The sequence below is a fragment of the Cupriavidus sp. KB_39 genome (genome assembly GCF_052114485.1).
In the GTDB taxonomy this organism is placed as follows: domain Bacteria; phylum Pseudomonadota; class Gammaproteobacteria; order Burkholderiales; family Burkholderiaceae; genus Cupriavidus.
Genome location: NZ_JBFREV010000016.1, coordinates 82473 through 104323, shown reverse-complemented (window position 1 = coordinate 104323; position 21851 = coordinate 82473). Strand labels below are relative to the sequence as shown.

Here is a 21851-nt window from a genome sequence, read left to right as displayed (position 1 = left end):
GGTTTTTTCTGGGGCAAACCGGTGTTACACGGTGTCGCGCGAAGCACGCTTACGCTCGTGCTCCTTCAGGTGGCGCTTGCGCAGACGAATGCTCTTGGGGGTGATTTCCACGAGTTCGTCATCGGCGATGAATTCCACCGCGTATTCAAGCGACATCTGGATCGGCGGCACCAGGCGCACGGCTTCGTCAGTACCCGAGGCGCGCACGTTGGTCAGCTGCTTGCCCTTGATCGGGTTCACGACGAGGTCGTTGTCCCGGCTATGGATGCCGATGATCATGCCTTCGTACAGCGCATCGCCCGGCTTCACGAACATGCGACCGCGATCCTGCAGCTTCCACAGTGCGTACGCCACGGCGTCGCCGTCGTCCTGCGAGATCAGCACGCCATTGTGACGCTCGCCCAGGCCGCCTTCGCGCACCGGTGCATAGTCGTCGAAAATGTGGCTGATCAGGCCCGTGCCGCGCGTCAGCGTCAGGAACTCGCCCTGGAAGCCGATCAGGCCACGCGCCGGAATACGGTACTCCAGGCGGGTACGGCCCTTGCCGTCCGATGCCATGTCGAGCAGTTCGCCCTTGCGGCGGCCCAGCTCTTCCATGACGCTGCCCTGGTGGCCGTCTTCCACATCCACGGTCAGCAGTTCGTACGGCTCATGCTTCACGCCATCGATTTCCTTGAACACCACGCGCGGGCGCGACACGGCCAGCTCGTAGCCTTCGCGGCGCATGTTTTCCAGCAGGATGGTCAAGTGCAGTTCGCCACGGCCCGACACTTCGAAAATCGTGTCGTCGCCGGTCTCGGCCACGCGCAGGGCCACGTTCGACTTCAGTTCGCGGTCCAGGCGTTCGCGCAACTGGCGGCTGGTCACGAACTTGCCTTCACGGCCGGCCAGCGGCGACGTGTTCACGCAGAAGTTCATGGTCAGCGTGGGCTCGTCCACCTTCAGCATCGGCAGGGCGTCCTGGGCGTCCGGCGCGCACACGGTGCAGCCGATACCCAGTTCCTCAATACCGTTGATCAGCACGATGTCGCCGGCTTCCGCCTCGGGCACGATTTCGCGCTCCAGGCCACGGAACTTCAGCACCTGGTTGATACGACCCTTGATCGGGTTGCCTTCCGGGCCGAACTTGACCACCACGTCCTGCAGCGACTTGGCGCGGCCACGCGAAATGCGGCCCACGCCGATCTTGCCGACGTAGCTCGAGTAGTCGAGCGAGATGATCTGCATCTGCAGCGGACCGTCCGGGTCGTCGTTACGAACCGGCACCTTGGTCAGCACGGTCTCGAACAGCGGCTTCATGTCACCATCGCGCACGTCTTCGGTCAGACCGGCATAGCCGTTCAGCCCCGAGGCGAAGATCACCGGGAAGTCGAGCTGCTCGTCGTTGGCGCCGAGCTTGTCGAACAGGTCGAAGGTCTGGTTGATCACCCAGTCAGGGCGTGCGCCCGGACGGTCGATCTTGTTGATCACGACGATCGGCTTCAGGCCGAGCGCGAGTGCCTTGCGCGTCACGAAACGCGTTTGCGGCATCGGGCCTTCCACGGCATCGACGAGCAGCAGCACGCCGTCGACCATCGACAGCACGCGCTCCACTTCACCGCCGAAGTCGGCGTGGCCCGGGGTGTCCACGATGTTGATGTGCGTGCCGTTGTACTCGACGGCACAGTTCTTCGCGAGGATCGTGATCCCGCGTTCCTTTTCCAGGTCGTTCGAGTCCATCACGCGTTCAACCATTTGCTGGTTTTCACGGAAGGTACCTGCCTGGCGCAGGAGCTGGTCGACCAGGGTGGTCTTGCCATGATCGACGTGGGCGATGATGGCGATGTTACGGATGGCGCGGGTCATTGCGGCGTCCCCTTGACGCGGAGCGTTCGAAAAATTAACCCGACATTCTAGCATGCTGCGGCGCAAAACGCTCTGCTGCGGATCGACCTTCTATGTTAGGCGTCGTTGCGGTTTCTGCAATGACGAATTTCCGTTCTTGCGGATCGTGCGTCACATGCATATATTTGTCACAGCAAAGATTGCGGCGACAAACAATGAGTGAATCTAACACCACTTTTACGACCACTTCCGGCGCAGGGCCTGCCGAGCCGGATCTTTTCGATCCGGCCGTCTACGAGCTTGGCTCCAGCGTTGGTTACCTGCTGGCCCGGGCCAAGAACCTGCTAACGCTCGGCATCGAGCAGGAAGTGAGTGGCCTGGACATCACGCACGCCCAGGCGAGCTGCCTGATCATGTTGTCGATGGGTGGCGCCAGTACCGTCACCGACATCGGCCGCAGCCTGAACACCGATGCCGGATCGATCACCCGCATGTTGAGCCGGCTTGAGAAACGGGGACTTATCGTGCGCACGCGCCGCGACGACGACCGCCGCGTGGTGGACCTGTCGCTGACGCCCGAGGGCACGGCCATCGCCGCCCAACTGCCTGCCGTCTACTGCAACGTGATGCGGCGCCATTTCGTCGGCTTCAGCCAGGCGGAAATCGACGTACTGCGCGGCATGCTGCATCGGGTCATCGACAACGGTGGCGGGCAGGCCGTCGGCACCTGCTGGACTGAGCGCGATGGCGGCTAGCGCACCCCTGCCCCGCCCTTTGCACGTTTTCTCATCACCCGGCGCCACCATCCTGGCGACAGGCTAAATAAGAAGTCAGATCGATATGCAACCCGTTATCTCCTCCGCATCGCGCCGTCTGGGCGCCCTGGCCCTCACGGTCATGGCCGCGGCCGTGCTGGCCGGCTGCGCGGCGTTGGGTGACTCGCACAGCACCCAAAACCTGGCCGAGCCGCAGGCGCTGGCGTCGCCGCAGACCTTTACCAACGATCACGGCCAGTGGCCGTCGCAGGACTGGGTCGACCAGTTCCACGATGCGCAACTCCGCGCGCTGGCCGACGAGGCCGTCAAGGACAATCCGAGCCTGCAGGCCGCGATTGGCCGCGTGGCGGCATCGCGTGCACTGGCCGAAGCCACGCGCGGCGCGCTGTATCCGAGCGTGGACTTCGAAGGCAGCATCGTGCGCCAGCGGTTYTCCGAAACCGACCTGTTCGAAGGCACGCCGCTGGCCGGCTCCTGGCAGAACCAGTCGCGGCTGCAGATGGGCCTGTCGTGGGACCTCGACTTCTGGGGCAAGAACCGCGATGCGCTGGAAGCTGCGCTCTCCGACGACCGCGCCATGGAGGCCGAGAGTCAGGCCGCGCGCCTGATCCTGACCACCTCCATCGCCCGCAACTACAACCGGCTGGCCGCGCTGTATGCGCAGCGCGATGTGGCCGAGCGCGCCATCGCCCAGCGTCGCGACCTGACCGACCTCTCGCGCCAGCGTCTGGCCGCCGGGCTCGATACCCAGGTCGAGACCACGCAGGCACGCGGCACCGTGGCCGCCGCGCAGACCGACCTGCAACGCGTGGAAGAGGAAATCGCCCTCGCCCGCAACCAGATCGCCGCGCTGCTGGGCAAGGGCCCGGATCGTGGACTGCAGATCGCCCGCCCCACCCTGCTCGCCAACGCCACGCCGCTGCTGCCCGATGACCTGACCATCGGCCTCATCGGCCGTCGCCCGGATGTGGTGGCGGCGCGCTGGCGCGTGGAGGCGGCGTCGAAGGACATCAGCGTGGCAAAGAAGGAGTTCCTGCCCGACGTGACGCTGACCGCGTTCGCCGGCGTGGCCTCGCTCGATCCGTCGAACCTGCTGATGGGCATCAGCCGCACCTTCGGCATCGGTCCTTCGGTGCGGCTGCCGGTATTCGAAGGCGGCCGGCTGCGCGCCAACCTCAAGGGCAAGAACGCGCAATACGACATCGCCGTGGCGAACTACAACCAGACGCTGGTCGACGCGCTGCGCGAAACCGCCGACACCGTGACCAGCATTCGCAGCGTGGACACCCAGATCAAGACCCAGCGCGAGGCGCTGGACCTGGCCGAGCACGCCTACGCGCTGGCCACCACGCGCTACAAGGCCGGTCTCGGCACGCAGTTGACCGTGCTCAACGCCGAAAGCAATGTGCTCCAGCAGCGTCGGCTGGCCACCGACCTCCAGGCGCGGCGGCTCGATTTGCAGATGGGGCTGATGAAGGCCCTCGGCGGCGGCTACCAGGGCGAGACGCCGGATACCGCGCAAGCGCCGCACGCCGCCCAAGGCTGACCGGGCGCTCGCCCGCCGACACCAGACAATCCGTCAAAGACTACGCAAAAGACAGACATCATGAGCAACACTCCGCAATCTGCCGCGCCGCAAACCCCGACCCCCGCCGCCGACAACAATGGCAAGCGCCGCCGCCTGCTGGTGGCGCTGACCGCCGCCGTCGTTGTGGCCGGGCTTGGCTATGGCCTGTACTGGGGCGTCTACGCGCGCCATTTCGAGAATACCGACGATGCCTACGTCGCCGGCAATGTGGTGCAGGTGACGCCGCTGGTGGGTGGCACGGTGATCTCCATCACTGCCGACGACACGCAGCTCGTTACCGCCGGCCAGCCGCTGATCCAGCTCGACCGCGCCGACTCCCAGGTGGCCATGGAACAGGCCGAGGCCCAGCTCGCCCAGGCCGTGCGCGAGGTGCGCACGCTCTACGTGAACAACGGCTCGCTGTCCGCCAACGTGGCGATGCGCCAGGCCGACGTAGCCAAGGCGCGCGACGACCTGCGCCGCCGCCAGGCCATCGCCGGCTCGGGTGCCGTGTCGAACGAAGAAATTTCTCATGCGCAGACCGGGCTGAAGGCCGCCGAATCGGCGCTGCTGGCCGCGCAGGAGCAACTCGCTTCGAACAAGGTGCTGACCGACCAGACTACGGTTGAGAAACATCCCAATGTGCAGCGCGCTGCCGCGAACCTGCGTTCGGCCTACCTCGCCTTCGCCCGCTCGACGATGCCCGCGCCGGTCACCGGCTACGTGGCCAAGCGCTCGGTCCAGGTGGGCCAGCGCGTGAGCCCCGGCACGCCGCTGATGGCCGTGGTGCCGCTAGACCAAGTGTGGGTGGATGCCAACTTCAAGGAAGTGCAGATCACGCATATGCGGATCGGCCAGCCGGTGGAGCTGGAGGCCGATGTCTATGGCTCGAAGGTCAAGTACACGGGTCACGTGGCGGGCTTCTCGGCCGGCACGGGCTCCGCGTTCTCGCTGCTGCCGGCACAGAACGCCACGGGCAACTGGATCAAGGTGGTGCAGCGCCTGCCGGTGCGTATCGCGCTGGATCCGCAGCAGTTGAAGGACCATCCGCTGCGCGTGGGCCTGTCGATGAACGTCACCGTCGACGTGCGCAAGGAAGAAGGCGGCGCGATGCTCAGCGCCTCCGCCGCCAAGCCGCTCCAGACCGATGTCTACGACAAGGTGGCGCAGGACGCCGACGAACTGATCGCCAAGATCATCTCGCTGAACAACGGCGGCCGCACCTCGGCCGCGCCGCAGGCGGCACCGGCCGTGACCGGCAAGGCGGGCGCCGCGGCTCCCGTGGCCAAGCCGGCCAATACGTAATTGTCTGACTCCCTGATTCCGCACGGCTGACCGCTCATGGCTAATTCCACCACCGCCACGCCGGGCGCGGGCGCTTCGCCGGCACCGGCCAAGGCGCCCTCCGCCACGCCACCGCCGCTGACCGGCGGCAAGCTCGTGATCGGCACGATCGCGCTGTCGCTGGCCACGTTCATGAACGTGCTCGACTCGTCGATTGCCAATGTGTCGATCCCGGCCATCTCGGGCGATCTCGGCGTCTCGCCCAACCAGGGCACCTGGGTCATCACCTCGTTCGCGGTGGCCAACGCCATCTCGGTGCCGCTGACCGGCTGGCTGACCACGCGCTTCGGCGCGGTGCGGCTGTTCGTGCTGTCGATCCTGCTGTTCGTGGTCTCRTCGTGGCTATGCGGCGTGGCGCCGAACCTTGAGACGCTGCTGGCCGCCCGGATCCTCCAGGGTGCTGTGGCCGGGCCGATGATCCCGCTCTCCCAGTCGCTGCTGCTGGCCAGCTATCCACCAGCCAAGAGTTCGATGGCGCTGGCGCTGTGGGGCATGACCACGCTGGTCGCGCCGATCATGGGGCCGCTGCTGGGCGGCTGGATCTCGGACAACATGACCTGGCCGTGGATCTTCTATATCAATATCCCGGTTGGTCTGGGTGCCGCCTACGCCACCTGGGCGATCTATCGCGAGCGGGAAACGCCCACCAAGACGCTGCCGATCGACCGCATCGGGCTGGCGCTGCTGGTGATCTGGGTCGGCTCGATGCAGCTGATGCTCGACAAGGGCAAGGAACTCGACTGGTTCCATTCCAACGTGATCGTGGCGCTGACCGTGATTGCCGTGGTGGGCTTCCTGTTCTTTCTGATCTGGGAAAACTACGAGAAACATCCGGTGGTGGACATCCATCTGTTCAAGGGGCGCAACTTCGCCGCCGGCGTGGTGGCGATCTCGGTCGCGTACGGGCTGTTCTTCGGCAACCTGGTGATCCTGCCGCTGTGGCTGCAGACCATCGTCGGCTACACCGCCACGGACGCGGGCATCGTCATGGCGCCGGTGGGCATTTTCGCGATCATCCTGTCGCCGATCATCGGGCGCATCCTGCCCAAGGTGGACGCGCGCTGGGTGGCGACGGGCGCGTTCATCACGTTCGGCATCGTCAGTTTCATGCGGGCCGGCTTCACCACCGGGGTGGATACGCGCACGCTGATGATTCCCACGCTGATCCAGGGCGCGGCGATGGCGCTGTTCTTCATTCCGCTGACGTCGATCATCCTGTCCGGCCAGCCGCCTGAGAAGATTCCGGCGGCCTCYGGCTTGTCGAACTTCGTGCGGATTACGTTCGGGGCAATCGGGGCGTCGATCTCGACCACGATCTGGGAAAACCGCTCGGCGCTCCATCACGCGCAACTGGTGGAGCAGATCAACCCCTACAGCGCCACCTACACCGAGCAGTTGAACCATCTGATGCAGATGGGCATGACGCAGACGCAGGCCATCGGACTGATGGAGCGGAACATCTCGCTCCAGGCGTCGATGCTGGGCGCCAACGACATCTTCTGGATCTCGGGCGTGCTGTTCTTCGTGCTGATCGGCTTTGTCTGGCTGACCAAGCGCAGCCAGGGCGGCGGCGGCGCCGAGGCGGCCGGCGCGCACTGAGCGCGTCACAAAGCGCACCCGCCGCTATCGCCGCTCCGGCGGCGACGCGGCGCCAACGGGCGGCACCWTCCGCGTGCCGCCCTGCCAGGCAAACGCGGCCAGCAACACGGCGGCGCAGCCCCAGGCGAACACCGGCAGCCAGGGCAACCAGCCCGCCAGCGGCGCGGCGGCACCGGCGGCCAGCATGGCGATGCGCGCCAACGCCGCCAGCGCCGCGAGCGAGAACACCAGCCCGACGAAGCGCCCTTCCCGCCCCACATGGCCGGCATCGGTCGCCGCATTGACCACCGTGCCGAAGACCATCGCCCACAACACGCCCGCAACGCCCTGCGCGAGCAACACGCCGGGGAGCGTGGAGGCCGTGGCGAAACCGACCAGCGTGAGCGCCCCCAGCAGGGCTGCAGCCAGCAGCAGCACGGCGGCCGGCACGCGCTTCAGCAAAGGCGCCTGCGGCAGCAACACCCCAAGGACGAAGCCCACCCAGAAGGCCGGCATGTAGCGCACCAGCTCTGTGGCGGGCGCAAAGCGGAGATAGGCGGGACCGGAATTGATCGCGATGTGGATCTGGAAGCCGAACGCCAGCAGCCACGTCGCGGCGAAGAACAGCCAGAGCGCCGGCATCGGCGCGGGCGGGGCGCGGCGGGGCGGGAGAGCTTCGCGCGGCGGCAACTCGATCCAGCGCAGTGCGACCACTGCCACCACGAGGCCGGCGCTCGCCAGCACGAACGGCACTACGGGCGACGACTGGCGCAGCGCCGCCGTCAGCATCGGGGCCAGCGCCCCGGCCAGCCCGATGCCCAGTATCGACCATGCAATCAGAAGCGGCGTGGCGGAGCGTTCAAGACGACGCGCGATGATGACCATCGGCGGTGCACGCAGCGCGGACGAGCTGGCGGCCCAGAGCGCGGTCAGGCCCACCAGCAGCGCCGGCGACGTGGCGGCCGGCAGCAGCACGAAAGCGACGCCGGAGACGACCGAAATCGCCAGGATCCAGACGCCCAGACGGTGCATGGCGTTGGCCATGCGGTCGGCGGCGATGCCCATGGCACTGTCGGCGATGACGAAGATCGCCTGATCCATCAACAAGATCCACGCGACCTGCGCCTTGCCAATGCCGACCTGCGCGGCGAGTTGCGGCAGGAAGGCCGCGTAGAGCGTCCACGTCACGGCCAGCAGGCACTGCACCGCGCAAAAAATCAGGCAACGCATGGCTCCCACCGCTGATTCGTGGCTGGTGGGTCAAGGATAGGTCATGGGAGCCTCGGCCCGGGGCCGCTCGGTCAGGGGCCGGGGGCGTAGCCGAAGCCTAGCTGCCTCGCGCCACAATCGAGATCTGCACCTGCCCCTGCGTGCTGCCTCCAGCATTGCGGGCCGTGACCGTGTAGACCGCCTGCGACTGCACGACCGCTGGCGTGCCGGAGATCACGCCGGTTTGCGTGTTCATGCTCAGGCCCACCGGCAAAGGCGGGCTGACCGTATAGGCGATGACCGCGCCGCCAGTCACCACAGGGGTATTGGGTACGATGGCTTCCGCCACGACGTAGCGGGCCGTGGGCGTGCTGAACGCCAGGCTGGCCGGTGCCACGACGCCCGCCTGCACGGCGATACGCAGCGTGGCGGTGGTCTCGCCCGCCCCGTTGTTGCCCGTGACGGTATAGCTCGACTCGGCCGACACGACGGTCGGCGTGCCAGTGATGGCGTCCGTCTGGGTATTGAATGCCATCCCGGCCGGCAGTGCGGGCGCGATGCGGAATGTGGAAATGGGGCCGCCGGTGCTGGTGGCCGTATTGGCCGTGATGGCTGTGCCGACGGTGTAGATGACGGCCGACTCCCGGTAAGTCAGCCCCGAAGGCGCCGCCCCGGTATTGCGCACCTCGATTTGCACCCGGGCGGTAGCGCTGCCGCCGGCGTTCTCGGCGGTCACTACGTATACAGTGGCGGCGCTGACCGAGGCGGGCGTACCGGCAATCACCCCACTGGCCGCGTCGATCGTCAGCCCGGCCGGCAAGACCGGTGCCACGGAATAGCGCGTCACAGGGTCGCCACTGACGCTGGGTCGATTCGGCGCGATGGGCTGGCCGGCTACGTAGATCGCCGATGTCATGGCGTAGCTCAGCCCCGCCGGTGCCTGGACTTTCCCGTCGTCTTCATCGGTGACACATCCCGACAGCAACGCCCCACCACACAGAAAGAGAATCGCCAGCCACGACCGGGCCGACGACAGACCAGCATGCGGCGCGCGCAGCGCGGCACCGAAGGATCGGAAAGACATCGTCAGCCCCGTAAGTGGTTGTTTTTATTGCGGCCCTGCCCGCTGGCCGCGCCGATGCCTATGGCATCACGCGTGAATATACAACACGTCCGTCGGGGACTGGCTGGCCGCTGCCCGGCCAGATTTCAGATCTTTACGAGCCGCTCCGGGCGCAGTGCGCCCTCTCGCATCCGGGCCACGCCCAGCAGGCGGGACGGCTCGCCGCCGTACACGCGCGCCAGGRTTTCCTCTTCCAGCGCGGTGCCCTCGGGCAGGTCGCGCCGKGCGATGCGCTGGCCCTGGAGGAATCGCGCCATCGCGGCGTCGTCGAGCTGCACGAGCACGCAGCGTTGCAGCAAGGCGTCCACGGGCGCGAGCATGGTCGGGCGAATATCGTCGGATTGCTGGTCGATTTGTTCCAGCGTGACCGCGCCATCGAGCGTGAGGTCGCCCACGGCCGTGCGGCGCAAGGCGGTCAGGTGGCCGCCGCAACCGAGCGCTTCGCCAATGTCCTCGCCCAGCGTGCGGATGTAGGTGCCCTTGCTGCAGCGCACGCGCATCGTGAATTGCGGCGGACTGGCGTCGAGGGCCACGTCGAGCAGTTCGATCGCATGGATCGTCACCGCCCGCGCCGCGCGTTCGATGGTCTGGCCGGCGCGCGCGTATTCATATAGCGGCTTGCCGTCCTTCTTCAGGGCCGAATACATCGGCGGCACCTGTTCGATTGGGCCCGTAAATCGTAATACCGCCAGATCCAGCGCGGCGCGGTCGCAGGTGACCGGGCGTTCGGCAACGACTTCGCCCTCGGCATCGCCGGTGGTCGTCGTCACGCCGAGCCGCACCACGGCCTCATAGGTCTTGTCGGCCTCGAGTAGATCCTGGGAGAACTTGGTCGCCTCGCCGAAACACAGCGGCAACAGGCCGGTGGCGAGCGGGTCCAGCGTGCCCGTGTGGCCAGCCTTGTTGGCGCGCAGCATGCGCTTGGCGCGCACCAGCGCGTCGTTGGACGACAGGCCCAGTGGCTTGTCGAGCAGCAGCACGCCATGCACGTCGCGGCGCGGCAGCCGGGGCGGACGGGTTGCGGAGGAATCGGTCATTGCGGCGGGGAGAGAAGCGCGGCGCCGGAGCGGGTCCGGCGCGCGTCACAAAGGCRGAACGGCGCGACGGACTTACTCGTCGTCCTTGGCGCGCGTCGAATTGGCTTCGTTGATCAGCTTCGACATTTCGATGGCATGTTCCACCGAGGTGTCGTGATGGAAATGCAGCGTCGGCACGGTGTGGATGTGCAGGCGCTTGAATAGCAGCGAGTGCAGGTAACCGGCCTTCTCGCGCAGGATACCGGCGGCCACCTCAGGCTCGGCGCCCAGCACCGTGAAGTAGACCTTGGCGTGCGCGTAATCGGGCGTCAGCGCCACCGATTGCAGCGTGACCAGGCCCAGGCGCGGGTCGCGCAGTTCGCGCTGGATCATCTCGGCCAGTTCCTTCTGGATCTGGTCGGAAAGCCGCAGATTGCGGGAAGAGATATTGCCTTTCTTGGCCATTCAAACCTGTCTTGTGCCCAAAGTGAAAACGGCAGGCCGGAGCCTGCCGTCTTGCGTATCGCCTTACAGCGTACGCGCCACTTCGGTAATTTCGTACACCTCGAGCTGGTCGCCTTCCTGAACGTCGTTGAAGTTCTTGATCGACAAACCGCACTCGAAGCCTTGCTTGACTTCCTTGACGTCGTCCTTGAACCGCTTGAGCGAGTCCAGTTCGCCGGTGTGCACCACCACGTTGTTGCGCAGCACGCGCACCAGCGAGTTGCGCTTGACCATGCCGTCGGTGACCATACAGCCGGCCACGGCGCCAATCTTCGGCACACGGAAGACCTGGCGGACTTCCACCTGGCCGATCGTGGTCTCGCGCTTCTCCGGCGCCAGCATGCCGGACATCGCCGCCTTGATCTCGTCTACCGCATCGTAAATGATGTTGTAGTAGCGGATGTCGATGCCGTTGTGCTCGGCCAGCTTGCGCGCGCCGGAATCAGCCCGCACGTTGAAGCCGATGATGACTGCCTTCGAGGCCACAGCCAGGTTGACGTCCGACTCCGAGATGCCGCCCACGCCGCCGTGCACRATCTGCACGCGCACTTCCTCGGTCGACAGCTTCTGCAGCGACTGCACCAGTGCTTCCTGCGAACCCTGCACGTCGGCCTTCACGATCAGCGGCAGCGATTGCACTTCGCCTTCGCTCATCTGCTCCAGCATCGTTTCCAGCTTGGCGGCCTGCTGCTTGGCGAGCTTCACGTCGCGGAACTTGCCCTGACGGAACAGGGCGATTTCACGCGCCTTGCGCTCGTCCGGGAGCACCAGCACTTCCTCGCCGGCGGCCGGCACTTCCGACAGACCCTGGATTTCCACCGGGATCGACGGACCAGCTTCCTTCGTCGGCTTGCCGTTTTCGTCCAGCATGGCGCGCACGCGGCCGTAGGCACTGCCTGCGAGCACCACGTCGCCACGCTTGAGCGTGCCGCTGCTGACCAGGATCGTCGCGATCGGGCCCTTGCCCTTGTCGAGCTGGGCTTCCACCACCAGACCCTTGGCCGGGGCGTCCACCGGTGCCGTCAACTCCAGCACTTCGGCTTGCAGCAGCACCTGCTCGAGCAGGTCGTCGATGCCCAGGCCGGTCTTGGCGGACACCGGCACGAACGGCGAATCGCCGCCGTACTCTTCCGGCAACACCTGCTCGGCCACCAGTTCCTGCTTCACGCGGTCCGGGTTGGCTTCGGGCTTGTCGATCTTGTTGATCGCCACCACGATGGGCACGCCGGCGGCCTTGGCGTGCGCAATCGCTTCCTTGGTCTGCGGCATCACGCCGTCGTCCGCCGCAACCACCAGGATCACGATGTCGGTGGCCTTGGCGCCACGGGCACGCATGGCCGTGAAGGCCTCGTGACCCGGGGTGTCCAGGAAGGTGATCACGCCACGTTCGGTTTCGACGTGGTACGCGCCAATGTGCTGCGTAATGCCCCCGGCTTCGCCCGCGGCAACCTTGGTGCGGCGGATGTAATCGAGCAGCGAGGTCTTGCCGTGGTCGACGTGACCCATCACGGTCACCACCGGCGGACGCGGCAGCAGTTCGGCGTCGGTATGGTCTTCGCCATCCACCACCAGCAGTGCTTCCGGATCGTCCAGCTTGGCGGCGAACGCCTTGTGGCCCATTTCTTCCACCACGATCATGGCGGTTTCCTGGTCCAGCACCTGGTTGATCGTGACCATCTGGCCGAGCTTCATCATCTGCTTGATGACCTCGGACGCCTTCACGGCCATCTTGTGCGCCAGATCGGCCACCGAGATGGTTTCCGGCACGTGCACTTCACGCACCACCGGCTCGGTCGGCGCCTGGAAGTTGCTGCGATCGTCGGCATGCTGCTTGCCGCCGCGGCCACGCGGGCCACCGCGCCAGCCACCCACACCGCCCGACGTATCGCCGCGCGTCTTCAGGCCGCTGCCCTTCTTGCGCGAGCTATCGTCCTGCCACGTACCGGTCTTGACCGGCTTGCCGGTCTTCTTGTCGACGGTGGTCGTGGCCGTGGTGGTCGTGGCCGGTTTCTTGTCGTCCTTCTTGGCTTCGGTCGTCGTGCCAGGCGGCTTCACCGGCTTGTGCAGCGTACCGGTCTGCTCGGCCTTCTTTTCCTCGGCCTTGCGTTCCGACGGCGCCTTCAGCACGCGGGCCGGGGCGTTCAGCATCTGCTGGATCGCACGGGCCTCGGCCTCGGCAGCCTCGCGGCGGCGGCGGGCGGCGTCCTGCTCGGCACGGGCCTTGTCGGCCGCTGCCTTCGCGTCATCCGCATCCTTCTGCACCTGCACGCGCTCGGCGGCCACGCGGGCCTGGTCGTCCTCGGCCTTCTTGCGCACGGCAGCGTCCTCGACGGCGTTGTTCACCGCCTGGGCAGCCACGGCCTCTTCCTCGGCCTTGCGGGCGAGAAGTTCGGTCTGGCGGCGCTGCTCGGCCTCGAGGGCTTCCTGGCGCGCACGGCGCTCGGCTTCCTCGCGCTCGGCGGCTTCCTGGCGTGCCTTCAGTTCGGCTTCCTGGCGCGCGAGCGCCTCGGCCTGCTGACGGCTTTCCTCTTCCTCGCGGCGTGCCTGTTCGGCGGCGGCCTCGGCCGCTTCCGCGGCGTCCACGCCATCGGCGTGTGCATCCCCGGCGACCTCGTCACGCTTGATCAGGACGCGCTTCTTGCGCACCTCGACCTGAACGGTACGGGTCTTGCCGGTGGAATCGGCCTGACGGATTTCGGACGTTTCGCGCTTGGTCAGCGTGATCTTTTTGCGTGCGCTGTCGTCGGCCTGACCGTGCGACCGCTTGAGATAATCAAGGAGTCGGGTCTTGTCCGATTCGGTGATGATGTCTTCCGGCGTCGCTTTGCCCACCCCAGCTGCCTGCAATTGTTCCAGCAGGGCAGCTGCGCTGCGGCTCAGTTCTGCGGCCAGTTGGGCAACTGTTGTGCTTGCCATTCAAACCCTTTCAATGCTCGGTTTCTACGTCGGGACAAATCGTATGCGGAAAGCGCCGGGGCCCCTGGCCCCGTACGTGTCCCTCAGTTAAACCAATGTTCCCGTGCTTTCATGATCAGCGCCTTGGCTTCCTCATCCGCCACGCCGGCCAGCTCGACCAGTTCGTCCACAGCCAGTTCGGCCAGGTCGTCACGCGTGTGGATATTGCCTTCGGCCAGCTTGCCGATCAGCTCGGGGGTCAGGCCGTCGAGCGAGCGCAGATCCTGCGACACCTCTTCCACCTTTTCTTCCCGGGCCAGTTCCATCGTCAGCAGCGCATCGCGTGCGCGGTTGCGCAGCTCAGTGACGGTGTCCTCATCGAAGGCCTCGATTTCCATCATTTCACTGATGGGCACGTAGGCAACTTCTTCCAGCGTGGAGAACCCTTCCTCRATCAGGATGTCCGCCACTTCCTCGTCCACGTCCAGCTTGGCCATGAACAGCTTGCGTACCACTTCGCTTTCCTCGGCCTGCTTCTGCGCCGATTCTTCCTGCGTCATGATGTTGATCTGCCAGCCGGTCAGTTCGGACGCCAGGCGTACGTTCTGGCCGCTGCGGCCGATGGCGACGGCGAGGTTTTCCTCGTCCACCACCACATCCATGCAGTGCTTTTCCTCGTCCACGACGATGGACTGCACCTGCGCCGGCGCCAGTGCGCCGATCACGAACTGCGCCGGGTCTTCCGACCACAGCACGATATCCACGGCCTCGCCGCCGATCTCGTTGCGCACRGCCGTCACGCGGGTACCGCGCACGCCCACGCAAGTGCCGATCGGGTCGATGCGCTTGTCATGGGCCACCACGGCGATCTTGGCGCGCACGCCGGGGTCGCGGGCGGCCGCCTTGATCTCGAGCAGGCCCTGTTCCATCTCCGGCACTTCGTTCTCGAACAGCTTGATCAGGAACTCGGGTGCCGTACGCGACAGTTCGATCTGCGGGCCGCGCGCGGCGCGATCCACATTGAGGATATACGCCCGTACGCGGTCACCGGTACGGAGATTTTCCTTCGGAATGATCTGGTCGCGGGCCAGCAGCGCTTCCACGCGGCCGGACTCCACGATCAGACCCTTCTTGTCGGCACGCTTGACCGTGCCGGTCATGACCTTTTCGCCACGATCCAGGTAATCGTTCAGGATCTGCTCGCGCTCGGCGTCGCGGATCCGCTGCAAAATCACCTGCTTGGCCGCCTGGGCGCCAATCCGGCCGAATTCCACGGACTCGATCTGCTCTTCGACAAACTCCTCGAGCTCGATCTCCGGATCCTGATCGCGGGCTTCGAACAGCAGGATCTGCTTGTCCGGCTCCTGCAGGCCCTGCTCGTCGGGGACGACAAGCCAGCGGCGGAACGTTTCGTGCTCACCGGATTCGCGGTCGATGGCGACGCGGATATCCACGTCTTCCTCGAAGCGTTTCTTGGTGGCCGAAGCGAGTGCTGCTTCGAGCGCACCGAATACCACATCCTTGTCGACGTTCTTTTCACGCGCAAGCGCATCGACGAGCAACAGAACTTCGCGGCTCATTGCTTGTTCCCTTTTCTTTGATTTCCCTTGAAGTCGATCACTGGCACGAGCCGTGCCTTGTCGACGTCGGATATGGCGAATTCCAGCAGTGCCGGGCCGTCGCGTCCTTCGAATTCCAGGCCGATTTTCTCGGCTCCGTCATCGCCAGTGGGTGCCTGGATGATGCCGACGAAATTCTTCTGGCCATTCACCGGGAGGCGCAGCGTGATTCTGGCCTCGACGCCGGCAAAACGGACGTAATCGGCCAGCTTCTTCAGCGGCCGGTCCAGACCGGGCGAGGACACCTCGAGGCGCTCGTAGTCGACATTTTCGACCGTAAGCACATGGGTAAGCTGGCGGCTTACTTTCTCGCAATCCTCAATGACGATGCCGGTTTCAGGCTGATCGATATAGACACGCAGCAGTCCGACGGGGGCACGCTCAAGCTCAACCAACTCGTAGCCCATGCCGTTAAGGGTGGTTTCGATCAAATCTGCCAGATGCACTGTATTCCCGAATAGTGGCCTTCAACACCATGGCAGACACCGGACAACGACTTCCGTTCTGAAACTAGGTCCTGAAACGAGGTTCTGGAACGAACCGCTGCCTTGCCTGCCCCGTCATCCCCGGCGCCGGCGTGGCGCAGTCGCGGCCACAAGCACAAAACGGGCGAACCAAAAAAAAATGGGCGCAATGCCCATCATTCGCCCACCCTCGCTAAGGATGACACTTTTGAATAGACTTGGATTATACGCGGATTATGTCCAAAAGGCAAAAGCCGGACAGGATCCGCGGGCAGCGTGCGGCCAGGGCGAGCCCCGGCCGGCATGCCGCCTGCCTGGGTTAGCGGTGACCGCCACCCCCCTGGTTGCCGCCACGACCGCGCGGACGACGCGGGCCGCTGGCATTGCCGCCGCCCTTGGYTGCCTTCGGCATCACATTGCCGTTGGCCTCGCCACCACCGCCGCGACGCTGCTGGCCGCGCTGGCCACCCATGCCTCCGCCGCCCAGGCCACCACCGCCGCCAAGGCCGCCGCGATTGCCACCGCGCCCACCGGCACCGCCGCCACGCAGGCCGCCGGCCGCGCCACCACTGAACTTGGTGGTATGCGACGTCAGCGGCGCCGGGCCGGTCGGGATGTAACCCATCGAGGTCTGCATCGGATCGGGCTGGCCACCACGGCCGGCACCGCCGCCGTTACCGCGCGCGCCACCCTTTTCGTAGCGCGGCAGGCCGTCCATGCCGGTGTGCATCGGCATGCCCGCAATGGCCGCCTCGGTACGCGCCTTGCGGCCGCCCACCTTGGTGGCACCCTTGCCGCCCTGCTCGCCCTTCGCCGGCGCTTTCAGGCCGATATTGGCCATCAGCGCGCGCACGTCGGTCGGGTCCAGCTCTTGCCAGCGGCCACGCTTGAGGCCGCGCGGCAGCAGGAACTGGCCGTAGCGCGTACGGATCAGGCGCGACACGGTCAGGCCAACGGCCTCGAACATGCGGCGCACCTCGCGATTACGGCCTTCGGTCAGCGCCACGTGATACCACTGGTTCACGCCTTCGCCACCGCCATCAGCGATGCGCAGGAAGTTCGCTTCGCCATCGTCCAATTGGATACCGTGCAGCAGCGCCTGGCGGTCGGCCTCGGCCAGCTCGCCCAGCGTGCGCACCGCGTATTCGCGCTCCACGCCGTAGCGCGGGTGCATGAAGCGGTTGGCGATATCGCCCGAGGTCGTGAAGATCAGCAAGCCTTCGGTATTGAAGTCGAGACGACCCACCGCCACCCACTTGCCGGCCTTGATGCGCGGCAGGCTGTCGAACACGGTCGGACGGCCTTCCGGATCGCTCTGGCTCACGATTTCGCCGGACGGCTTGTGATACAGCAGCACGCGCGGTGGCTTGCTCGACACCTTGCGATGGATCAGCTTGCCGTTCACGCGCACCTGGTCGGTCGGCAAGATCCGCTGGCCGATGTGGGCCGGCAGACCGTTAACCGAGACACGACCCTCGAGGATCAGCTGTTCCATTTCGCGGCGTGAGCCGAGGCCGCCTTCGGCCAGCACCTTGTGCAGCTTGGGCGCGTCATCGTCGGCGGACAGTTCGCGCACCGGCTTGGCCTTGGTGCGCGGCAGCGCCATCTCTTCCTGATCGAATTGTTCCGAGATCACGAATTTGAAGACGTCCTCGGCACCGCCAGCAGGCTTGCCGGCCTTCGCGCCGCGAGCCGGCTTGTCACCGGCGCGCTGCTCGAATTTTTCCGAAGGCTTGCCGCCTGCGGCGCCCGCCTGMCCCTTGCGCTGACCCTGGCCGCCTTGGCCACCCTGACCGCCTTGGCCGCGCTTGTCGCGCCGGCCCGGCTGCTGGGCTGCCGGCTTGTTGTCGCCATCGACCAGCGCAGCCTTGCGCTGGGGCTGCTGGCGGCGCTTGCGCACGCCGGCACCCTGTGGCTGCGCAGGCTGGCCGTCGGCGTCACTCGCCTCGGCGCGCGGTTCGCGGACGTCACGGGCATCACGATCGGCTGCCGGCTTGCGGCGGCCACGGGCGCGCGGCTCGCGACCGGCCGGTGCGGCGGCGTCGGGCTGCGGCGCGTCGGCTTGCGCCGGTGCGGCGGCATCGCCCTCGGCACGGCCACCCTCGCGGTCCTGTGCGGACTGGCGGCGCGACGCCACCAGATTGCGCAGGCCACGGCGCAGGCCCTTGCGGCGCGGCGCGCCGTCGGTGCCATTGCCCGCGTCGGGCGCAGCGCCGGTATCGCCCGGCGCGTCCGGTTGCCGGACGTCTTGCTCAGCGGAATCAGACAAAGTATTCACTATCGATGTTGCGTGTTATTCAGTTGGACACGCGTTCGTCGTCCTCAGCAGGATGCGGCGCGTTGCCGTCCCGGACCGAATCGTCGGCCGCTTCCGGGGAGGAAGCAGCTGTGTCCACGTGGAAACCGTTGGCGTGGGCCAGCGGCGCGTCGTCGTCATGCCCGCCATCGGCGGACCACTGCGCAACGCTGTTGTCTTGCGGGTGCGGCGTGTCGTTCTGTTCGGTATCGGCGCCGTGGGCTTCCGTCTCCACCGGCTCCGCATGGTCGCTCTCCGCCACGGCCACGACTTCCGCTTCCACCGCATCGGTAGCGGTCTCGGCGGCCTGGGGCTCGGCAAAGGTCTCTTCATCGCCAGCCGGCGGGTTGGCCGTGGCAACTTCTTCAAAATCTATCGCCTGCTGGTCCAGCAGGGCTGCCTGGACCTGGGCCTGGGCATCCTCGAGCGGCGGCAGCTCATCCAGCGTGCGCAGCCCCAGATCGTCCAGAAACGCCTTGGTCGTGGCATAGAGCGCGGGACGGCCCGGTACGTCGCGATGCCCGATCACCTCGATCCAGCTGCGGTCCTCGAGCTTCTTGACCACGTCGGTGCTGACCGTCACGCCGCGAATTTCCTCGATATCGCCGCGCGTCACGGGCTGGCGATAGGCGATGATGGCCAGCGTCTCCATCACCGCGCGCGAATACTTGGGCGGCTTTTCCGGGTTGAGCCGGTCGAGGAACTCGCGCATCTCGGGCCGGCTCTGGAAACGCCAACCGCTGGCCAGGGCCACGAGTTCCACACCGCGTTGCTGCCAGTCCTGTCGCAATTCGTCCAACAGGGCGCGGATGGTGTCGGCGCCGACATCGTCGGCGAAAAGACGGCGGAGATCGTTGACGCGCAGGGGCTCCTGCGCACAAATCAGCGCGGTCTCGAGGACGATCTTCGCCTCTTGGGTATTCATGTGATTGTGTGCAGCCTGTCTTTGCACCTGCTCCCGGACGAATCCCGGAGCACTGGAGATTTCGGATACAGCGGTACCGATGCCACCGCCATCTCATTGCGCAGCCAACTCGCAGCCTGTCGCAGCCCAGGCAGCCAAGCGGTGCACTTCGTTCTTTTGCATCGATTTGCCGGGTCGTTCCGGCAGGAGATCGTCCGCATCCGGCTGGCTTCGCCGGGAGTCGAACCTCTTGCGTCGCGCTCTCGCCTTTACCCTCGCAGGCGGAACCCTTCCCCTTGGAGCGGACATTCGCCAGGACAATCAGATTGCCAAGGCGGCAAGAAAAAACGGATATCGGCCCGGACAAGCTTCGTCCTGCGCCTGCACCACCACTCCACAAGGCCGACCGGCCTTTTAAACCAGATCTTTTGAACCGGATGCACTGTGGGGACGGATCCGGCAAGCCAATGCTGCCTCGGACCCATGGACACGCATCCCAGATCAGGGATGCCGGCCCGGCGACGCCAGGGAATTACGTGGCGCGATACCGTGGTTCTCGCGATTGTATGGCATTCCCGCCCCCCTCCGCAACCCGCCCGCCGCCCGGCGTGGCGAATGGCACGAACCGGGGCGGCCTGTCCGCCGCCCGGAATCGTCCTAGAACACCACGCAGAACCCATGCGCAGCCAGCGTCTCCGGGAGCCAGACCGCCCGCGCCACGCCCACGATGCCGAAGCCGATGATCAGCACGCCCGCCACGGTCCGGACCGCCGGCCGGCGCGACACATGGCGCACATAGCCCGACAACCCCGAAATCACCAGTAGGTTTGGCAGCGTTCCCAACCCAAAGGCGAACAGGACCAGCGCGCCCGACGCCGCATTGCCGGCCAGCAACGCCATTGCGAGTGCCCCATAGACCATCCCGCACGGCACGATCCCCCAGGCGAGTCCCAGACCGAAGCGCCGCAGCAGCGGCGCATGCCGGGCCAGGCCGGCAGGCAGCCTGATACCGAGCGCGCCCATGCGACCCACCACCCCTTGGGCCATGCGCACCGCGAACGCCTCCAGGCGCGTCGCACGCATGGTGCGCCCACGCAACAGCCAGAAGCCCGACATCACCAGCATCGCTCCGCCTGCGCCATAGAGCCATCGCTGCACAGGCAGATAGTCCTGCTTCCATACGGTGGCGCCGACGGCACCCACCACCGCCCCCAGCAACGCGTAGGTGGTCAGGCGGCCGGCGTGCATCGCCAGCAATTCCACGAGCCAGCCGCGCGGCGAGCGATGGATCGTCACCGGCACGCGCACCGCCGCGCGCTGCTCGGCCGCCATCGCAATGCCGCCACACATCGCAGCACAGTGGACGCCACCAAACAACGCAACGATAAAAACGCTGAAAAGCACACCAAATGGCAACGGTCCCTCGCTTCCGCGTCACTTCACGCGGTAAAATTGATCTGTCGCGCCCTCGCTGCAATGCGCATCACCAAGAGCCCTCAATTGCTTACCTCCATACCCGTCACCGAGATCTCGCCCCGCTGCTCTACGTGCGGGATGGGCCAGCTTTGTCTGCCGGTAGGCATGTCGCACCAGGACCTCCTGAAGATGGACACGCTCGTGCAGGAACGCGTGCGCGTGCACAAGGGCGAAACGCTTTACCGCATGGGCGATCCGCTCACCGCCGTCTATGCCGTGCGTTTCGGCACGCTCAAGACGCACGTGACGCTCGAAGACGGCCGCTCGCAGATCACCGGCTTCCATCTGCCCGGCGAGATGGTCGGTATGGATGGCCTCGGCGAAATGCAGCATGCTTCCGATGCCACGGCCCTCGAGGATGCCGAAGTCTGCGTCGTACGCTTCAACGACTTGCAGGCGCTCTCGTCTGACCTGCCCTCGCTGCAAACCCAGTTCCTGCGCTTGATGAGCAAGGAGATTTCGCAGGACCAGGTGATGCTGATGACGTTGGGTTCGATGCGGGCCGAGGAGCGGCTTGCCGCGTTCCTCGTCAATCTTTCCGATCGCCTGTCGGCGCGTGGCTACTCGTCGAGCGAGTTCGTATTGCGCATGAGTCGCGAGGAGATCGGCAGTTATCTTGGCCTGAAACTCGAAACCGTCAGCCGCCTGTTCTCTCGTTTTGCCGAGGCGGGCCTGATCCAGATCCGCCAGCGCCACGTCAAGCTCATCGACATGGCCGGCATCAAGCAGATCTACAACCGCTCCTGCTAAGGCCGGCTCGCCGGCGGCGGTGCACTCGCTACTCGAGTTCATCGGTATCGCTGAGCGGCGTTGGCATGGTGTAGAGCGTCAGGCCGCTCGACAAGGCGCAGAACAGCCACGCCAGCAGGAATCCCACGGTATAGATCGCCTCACGCGACGCGTCGACCGGATGACCGAAGAAGCTCAGGTCACTGGGATCGACAATCGAGAACACCGTTGCCGTGGCCACGCCGCCCATCAGGAACGCTGGCCACATCACCCACATCAGCCAGCGTAGTCTCATGGCCGCCTCGCCGTGTCATTGACATGAGCGTCGGCACGCACGGCGGACCCATCCAGCTTCTCCACCACCAGCCCATGCCGCGCGGCATCGCGCACCGGCACGTCGGCGTGGGTATTGGCGAGCCAGATCGTCACACCACAGCCGATCATCGCCAGCAGCGGTCCGCTCATCAGCAGCCACGGCCACGGTTCCTTCCACCACGGCTTGACTTGTTGCGCTGTCATTGCCTACT

At 65.9% G+C, this 21851-nt stretch carries 18 protein-coding genes; 5 read left to right on the top strand and 13 right to left on the bottom strand.

Annotation, left to right across the window (positions count from 1 at the left end):
* Positions 1–24 precede the first annotated feature (24 nt).
* Positions 25–1845 (bottom strand): translational GTPase TypA, encoded by a 1821-nt coding sequence (typA, locus tag AB4Z27_RS14395; protein ID WP_092289575.1) that lies wholly within the window; start codon positions 1843–1845, stop codon positions 25–27.
* A 194-nt stretch (positions 1846–2039) separates the two neighbouring features.
* Between typA and AB4Z27_RS14390 the strand changes: the two genes are divergently transcribed.
* The 4 genes from AB4Z27_RS14390 to AB4Z27_RS14375 all read left to right on the top strand — a co-directional run bounded on the left by AB4Z27_RS14390 (position 2040) and on the right by AB4Z27_RS14375 (position 7110).
* Entirely contained in the window at positions 2040–2579 is a 540-nt protein-coding gene (locus AB4Z27_RS14390) for a MarR family winged helix-turn-helix transcriptional regulator (protein WP_441644657.1), read from the top strand.
* 85 nt (positions 2580–2664) lie between these two features.
* Positions 2665–4146: an AdeC/AdeK/OprM family multidrug efflux complex outer membrane factor gene (locus AB4Z27_RS14385; protein WP_441593568.1), complete on the top strand. Its 1482-nt coding sequence runs from the start codon at positions 2665–2667 to the stop codon at positions 4144–4146.
* A 60-nt stretch (positions 4147–4206) separates the two neighbouring features.
* Positions 4207–5472, top strand: a complete 1266-nt coding sequence (locus AB4Z27_RS14380) for an HlyD family secretion protein (protein WP_092289579.1) — start codon at positions 4207–4209, stop codon at positions 5470–5472.
* A 36-nt stretch (positions 5473–5508) separates the two neighbouring features.
* Positions 5509–7110, top strand: a complete 1602-nt coding sequence (locus AB4Z27_RS14375) for a DHA2 family efflux MFS transporter permease subunit (protein WP_441593566.1) — start codon at positions 5509–5511, stop codon at positions 7108–7110.
* A 24-nt stretch (positions 7111–7134) separates the two neighbouring features.
* Here the strand turns inward: AB4Z27_RS14375 and AB4Z27_RS14370 are convergent, their stop codons facing one another.
* The 10 genes from AB4Z27_RS14370 to AB4Z27_RS14325 form a co-directional block, all read right to left on the bottom strand.
* Positions 7135–8319 (bottom strand): MFS transporter, encoded by a 1185-nt coding sequence (locus tag AB4Z27_RS14370; protein ID WP_441644656.1) that lies wholly within the window; start codon positions 8317–8319, stop codon positions 7135–7137.
* Between the two features lie 97 nt (positions 8320–8416).
* Positions 8417–9382, bottom strand: coding sequence for a putative Ig domain-containing protein (locus AB4Z27_RS14365; protein WP_441644655.1), 966 nt, complete (start codon positions 9380–9382; stop codon positions 8417–8419).
* Positions 9383–9507: 125 nt separating this feature from the next.
* Positions 9508–10458: a tRNA pseudouridine(55) synthase TruB gene (truB, locus tag AB4Z27_RS14360; RefSeq protein WP_441644654.1), complete on the bottom strand. Its 951-nt coding sequence runs from the start codon at positions 10456–10458 to the stop codon at positions 9508–9510.
* Between the two features lie 72 nt (positions 10459–10530).
* A complete protein-coding gene (rbfA, locus tag AB4Z27_RS14355) occupies positions 10531–10902 on the bottom strand; it encodes a 30S ribosome-binding factor RbfA (RefSeq protein ID WP_092289589.1) in 372 nt (123 codons plus the stop codon).
* A 63-nt stretch (positions 10903–10965) separates the two neighbouring features.
* Positions 10966–13857 carry a translation initiation factor IF-2 gene (infB, locus tag AB4Z27_RS14350; RefSeq protein ID WP_092289591.1) on the bottom strand — a complete coding sequence of 964 codons (2892 nt, stop codon included), beginning with the start codon at positions 13855–13857 and terminating at the stop codon, positions 10966–10968.
* Between the two features lie 83 nt (positions 13858–13940).
* Positions 13941–15416: a transcription termination factor NusA gene (gene nusA / locus AB4Z27_RS14345; protein ID WP_092289593.1), complete on the bottom strand. Its 1476-nt coding sequence runs from the start codon at positions 15414–15416 to the stop codon at positions 13941–13943.
* Positions 15413–15901: a ribosome maturation factor RimP gene (gene rimP, locus AB4Z27_RS14340; protein WP_092289595.1), complete on the bottom strand. Its 489-nt coding sequence runs from the start codon at positions 15899–15901 to the stop codon at positions 15413–15415. Before rimP ends, nusA begins: the two co-directional genes overlap by 4 nt.
* A 337-nt stretch (positions 15902–16238) precedes the next feature.
* Positions 16239–18188, bottom strand: a complete 1950-nt coding sequence (rluB, locus tag AB4Z27_RS14335; RefSeq protein WP_441644653.1) for a 23S rRNA pseudouridine(2605) synthase RluB — start codon at positions 18186–18188, stop codon at positions 16239–16241.
* A 28-nt stretch (positions 18189–18216) separates the two neighbouring features.
* Positions 18217–19140: an SMC-Scp complex subunit ScpB gene (scpB, locus tag AB4Z27_RS14330; RefSeq protein ID WP_441593561.1), complete on the bottom strand. Its 924-nt coding sequence runs from the start codon at positions 19138–19140 to the stop codon at positions 18217–18219.
* Between the two features lie 636 nt (positions 19141–19776).
* Positions 19777–20535, bottom strand: a complete 759-nt coding sequence (locus AB4Z27_RS14325; RefSeq protein ID WP_441644652.1) for a sulfite exporter TauE/SafE family protein — start codon at positions 20533–20535, stop codon at positions 19777–19779.
* A gap of 84 nt (positions 20536–20619) precedes the next feature.
* Here AB4Z27_RS14325 and fnr point away from each other — a divergent pair, with 84 nt between their 5' ends.
* Entirely contained in the window at positions 20620–21345 is a 726-nt protein-coding gene (gene fnr / locus AB4Z27_RS14320; protein ID WP_092290819.1) for a fumarate/nitrate reduction transcriptional regulator Fnr, read from the top strand.
* A gap of 28 nt (positions 21346–21373) precedes the next feature.
* On the opposite strand, the gene AB4Z27_RS14315 is transcribed toward fnr, so the two are convergent.
* Both AB4Z27_RS14315 and AB4Z27_RS14310 read right to left on the bottom strand, forming a co-directional pair.
* Positions 21374–21619 carry a hypothetical protein gene (locus AB4Z27_RS14315; RefSeq protein WP_092289602.1) on the bottom strand — a complete coding sequence of 82 codons (246 nt, stop codon included), beginning with the start codon at positions 21617–21619 and terminating at the stop codon, positions 21374–21376.
* On the bottom strand, positions 21616–21843 hold the full coding sequence (locus AB4Z27_RS14310) for a hypothetical protein (RefSeq protein WP_092289604.1): 228 nt from the start codon (positions 21841–21843) through the stop codon (positions 21616–21618). The genes AB4Z27_RS14315 and AB4Z27_RS14310 overlap by 4 nt, the downstream gene beginning before the upstream one ends.
* Positions 21844–21851 lie beyond the last annotated feature (8 nt).

What these genes read in the sequence shown, in the direction of transcription:
- AB4Z27_RS14380 (WP_092289579.1), top strand. Translation starts at nt 4,207, where the DNA reads ATGAGCAACACTCCGCAATCTGCCGCGCCGCAAACCCCGACCCCCGCC.
- AB4Z27_RS14315 (WP_092289602.1), bottom strand. Translation starts at nt 21,619, where the DNA reads ATGAGACTACGCTGGCTGATGTGGGTGATGTGGCCAGCGTTCCTGATG.
- typA (WP_092289575.1), bottom strand. Translation starts at nt 1,845, where the DNA reads ATGACCCGCGCCATCCGTAACATCGCCATCATCGCCCACGTCGATCAT.
- rbfA (WP_092289589.1), bottom strand. Translation starts at nt 10,902, where the DNA reads ATGGCCAAGAAAGGCAATATCTCTTCCCGCAATCTGCGGCTTTCCGAC.
- scpB (WP_441593561.1), bottom strand. Translation starts at nt 19,140, where the DNA reads ATGAATACCCAAGAGGCGAAGATCGTCCTCGAGACCGCGCTGATTTGT.
- AB4Z27_RS14365 (WP_441644655.1), bottom strand. Translation starts at nt 9,382, where the DNA reads ATGTCTTTCCGATCCTTCGGTGCCGCGCTGCGCGCGCCGCATGCTGGT.
- AB4Z27_RS14310 (WP_092289604.1), bottom strand. Translation starts at nt 21,843, where the DNA reads ATGACAGCGCAACAAGTCAAGCCGTGGTGGAAGGAACCGTGGCCGTGG.
- AB4Z27_RS14390 (WP_441644657.1), top strand. Translation starts at nt 2,040, where the DNA reads ATGAGTGAATCTAACACCACTTTTACGACCACTTCCGGCGCAGGGCCT.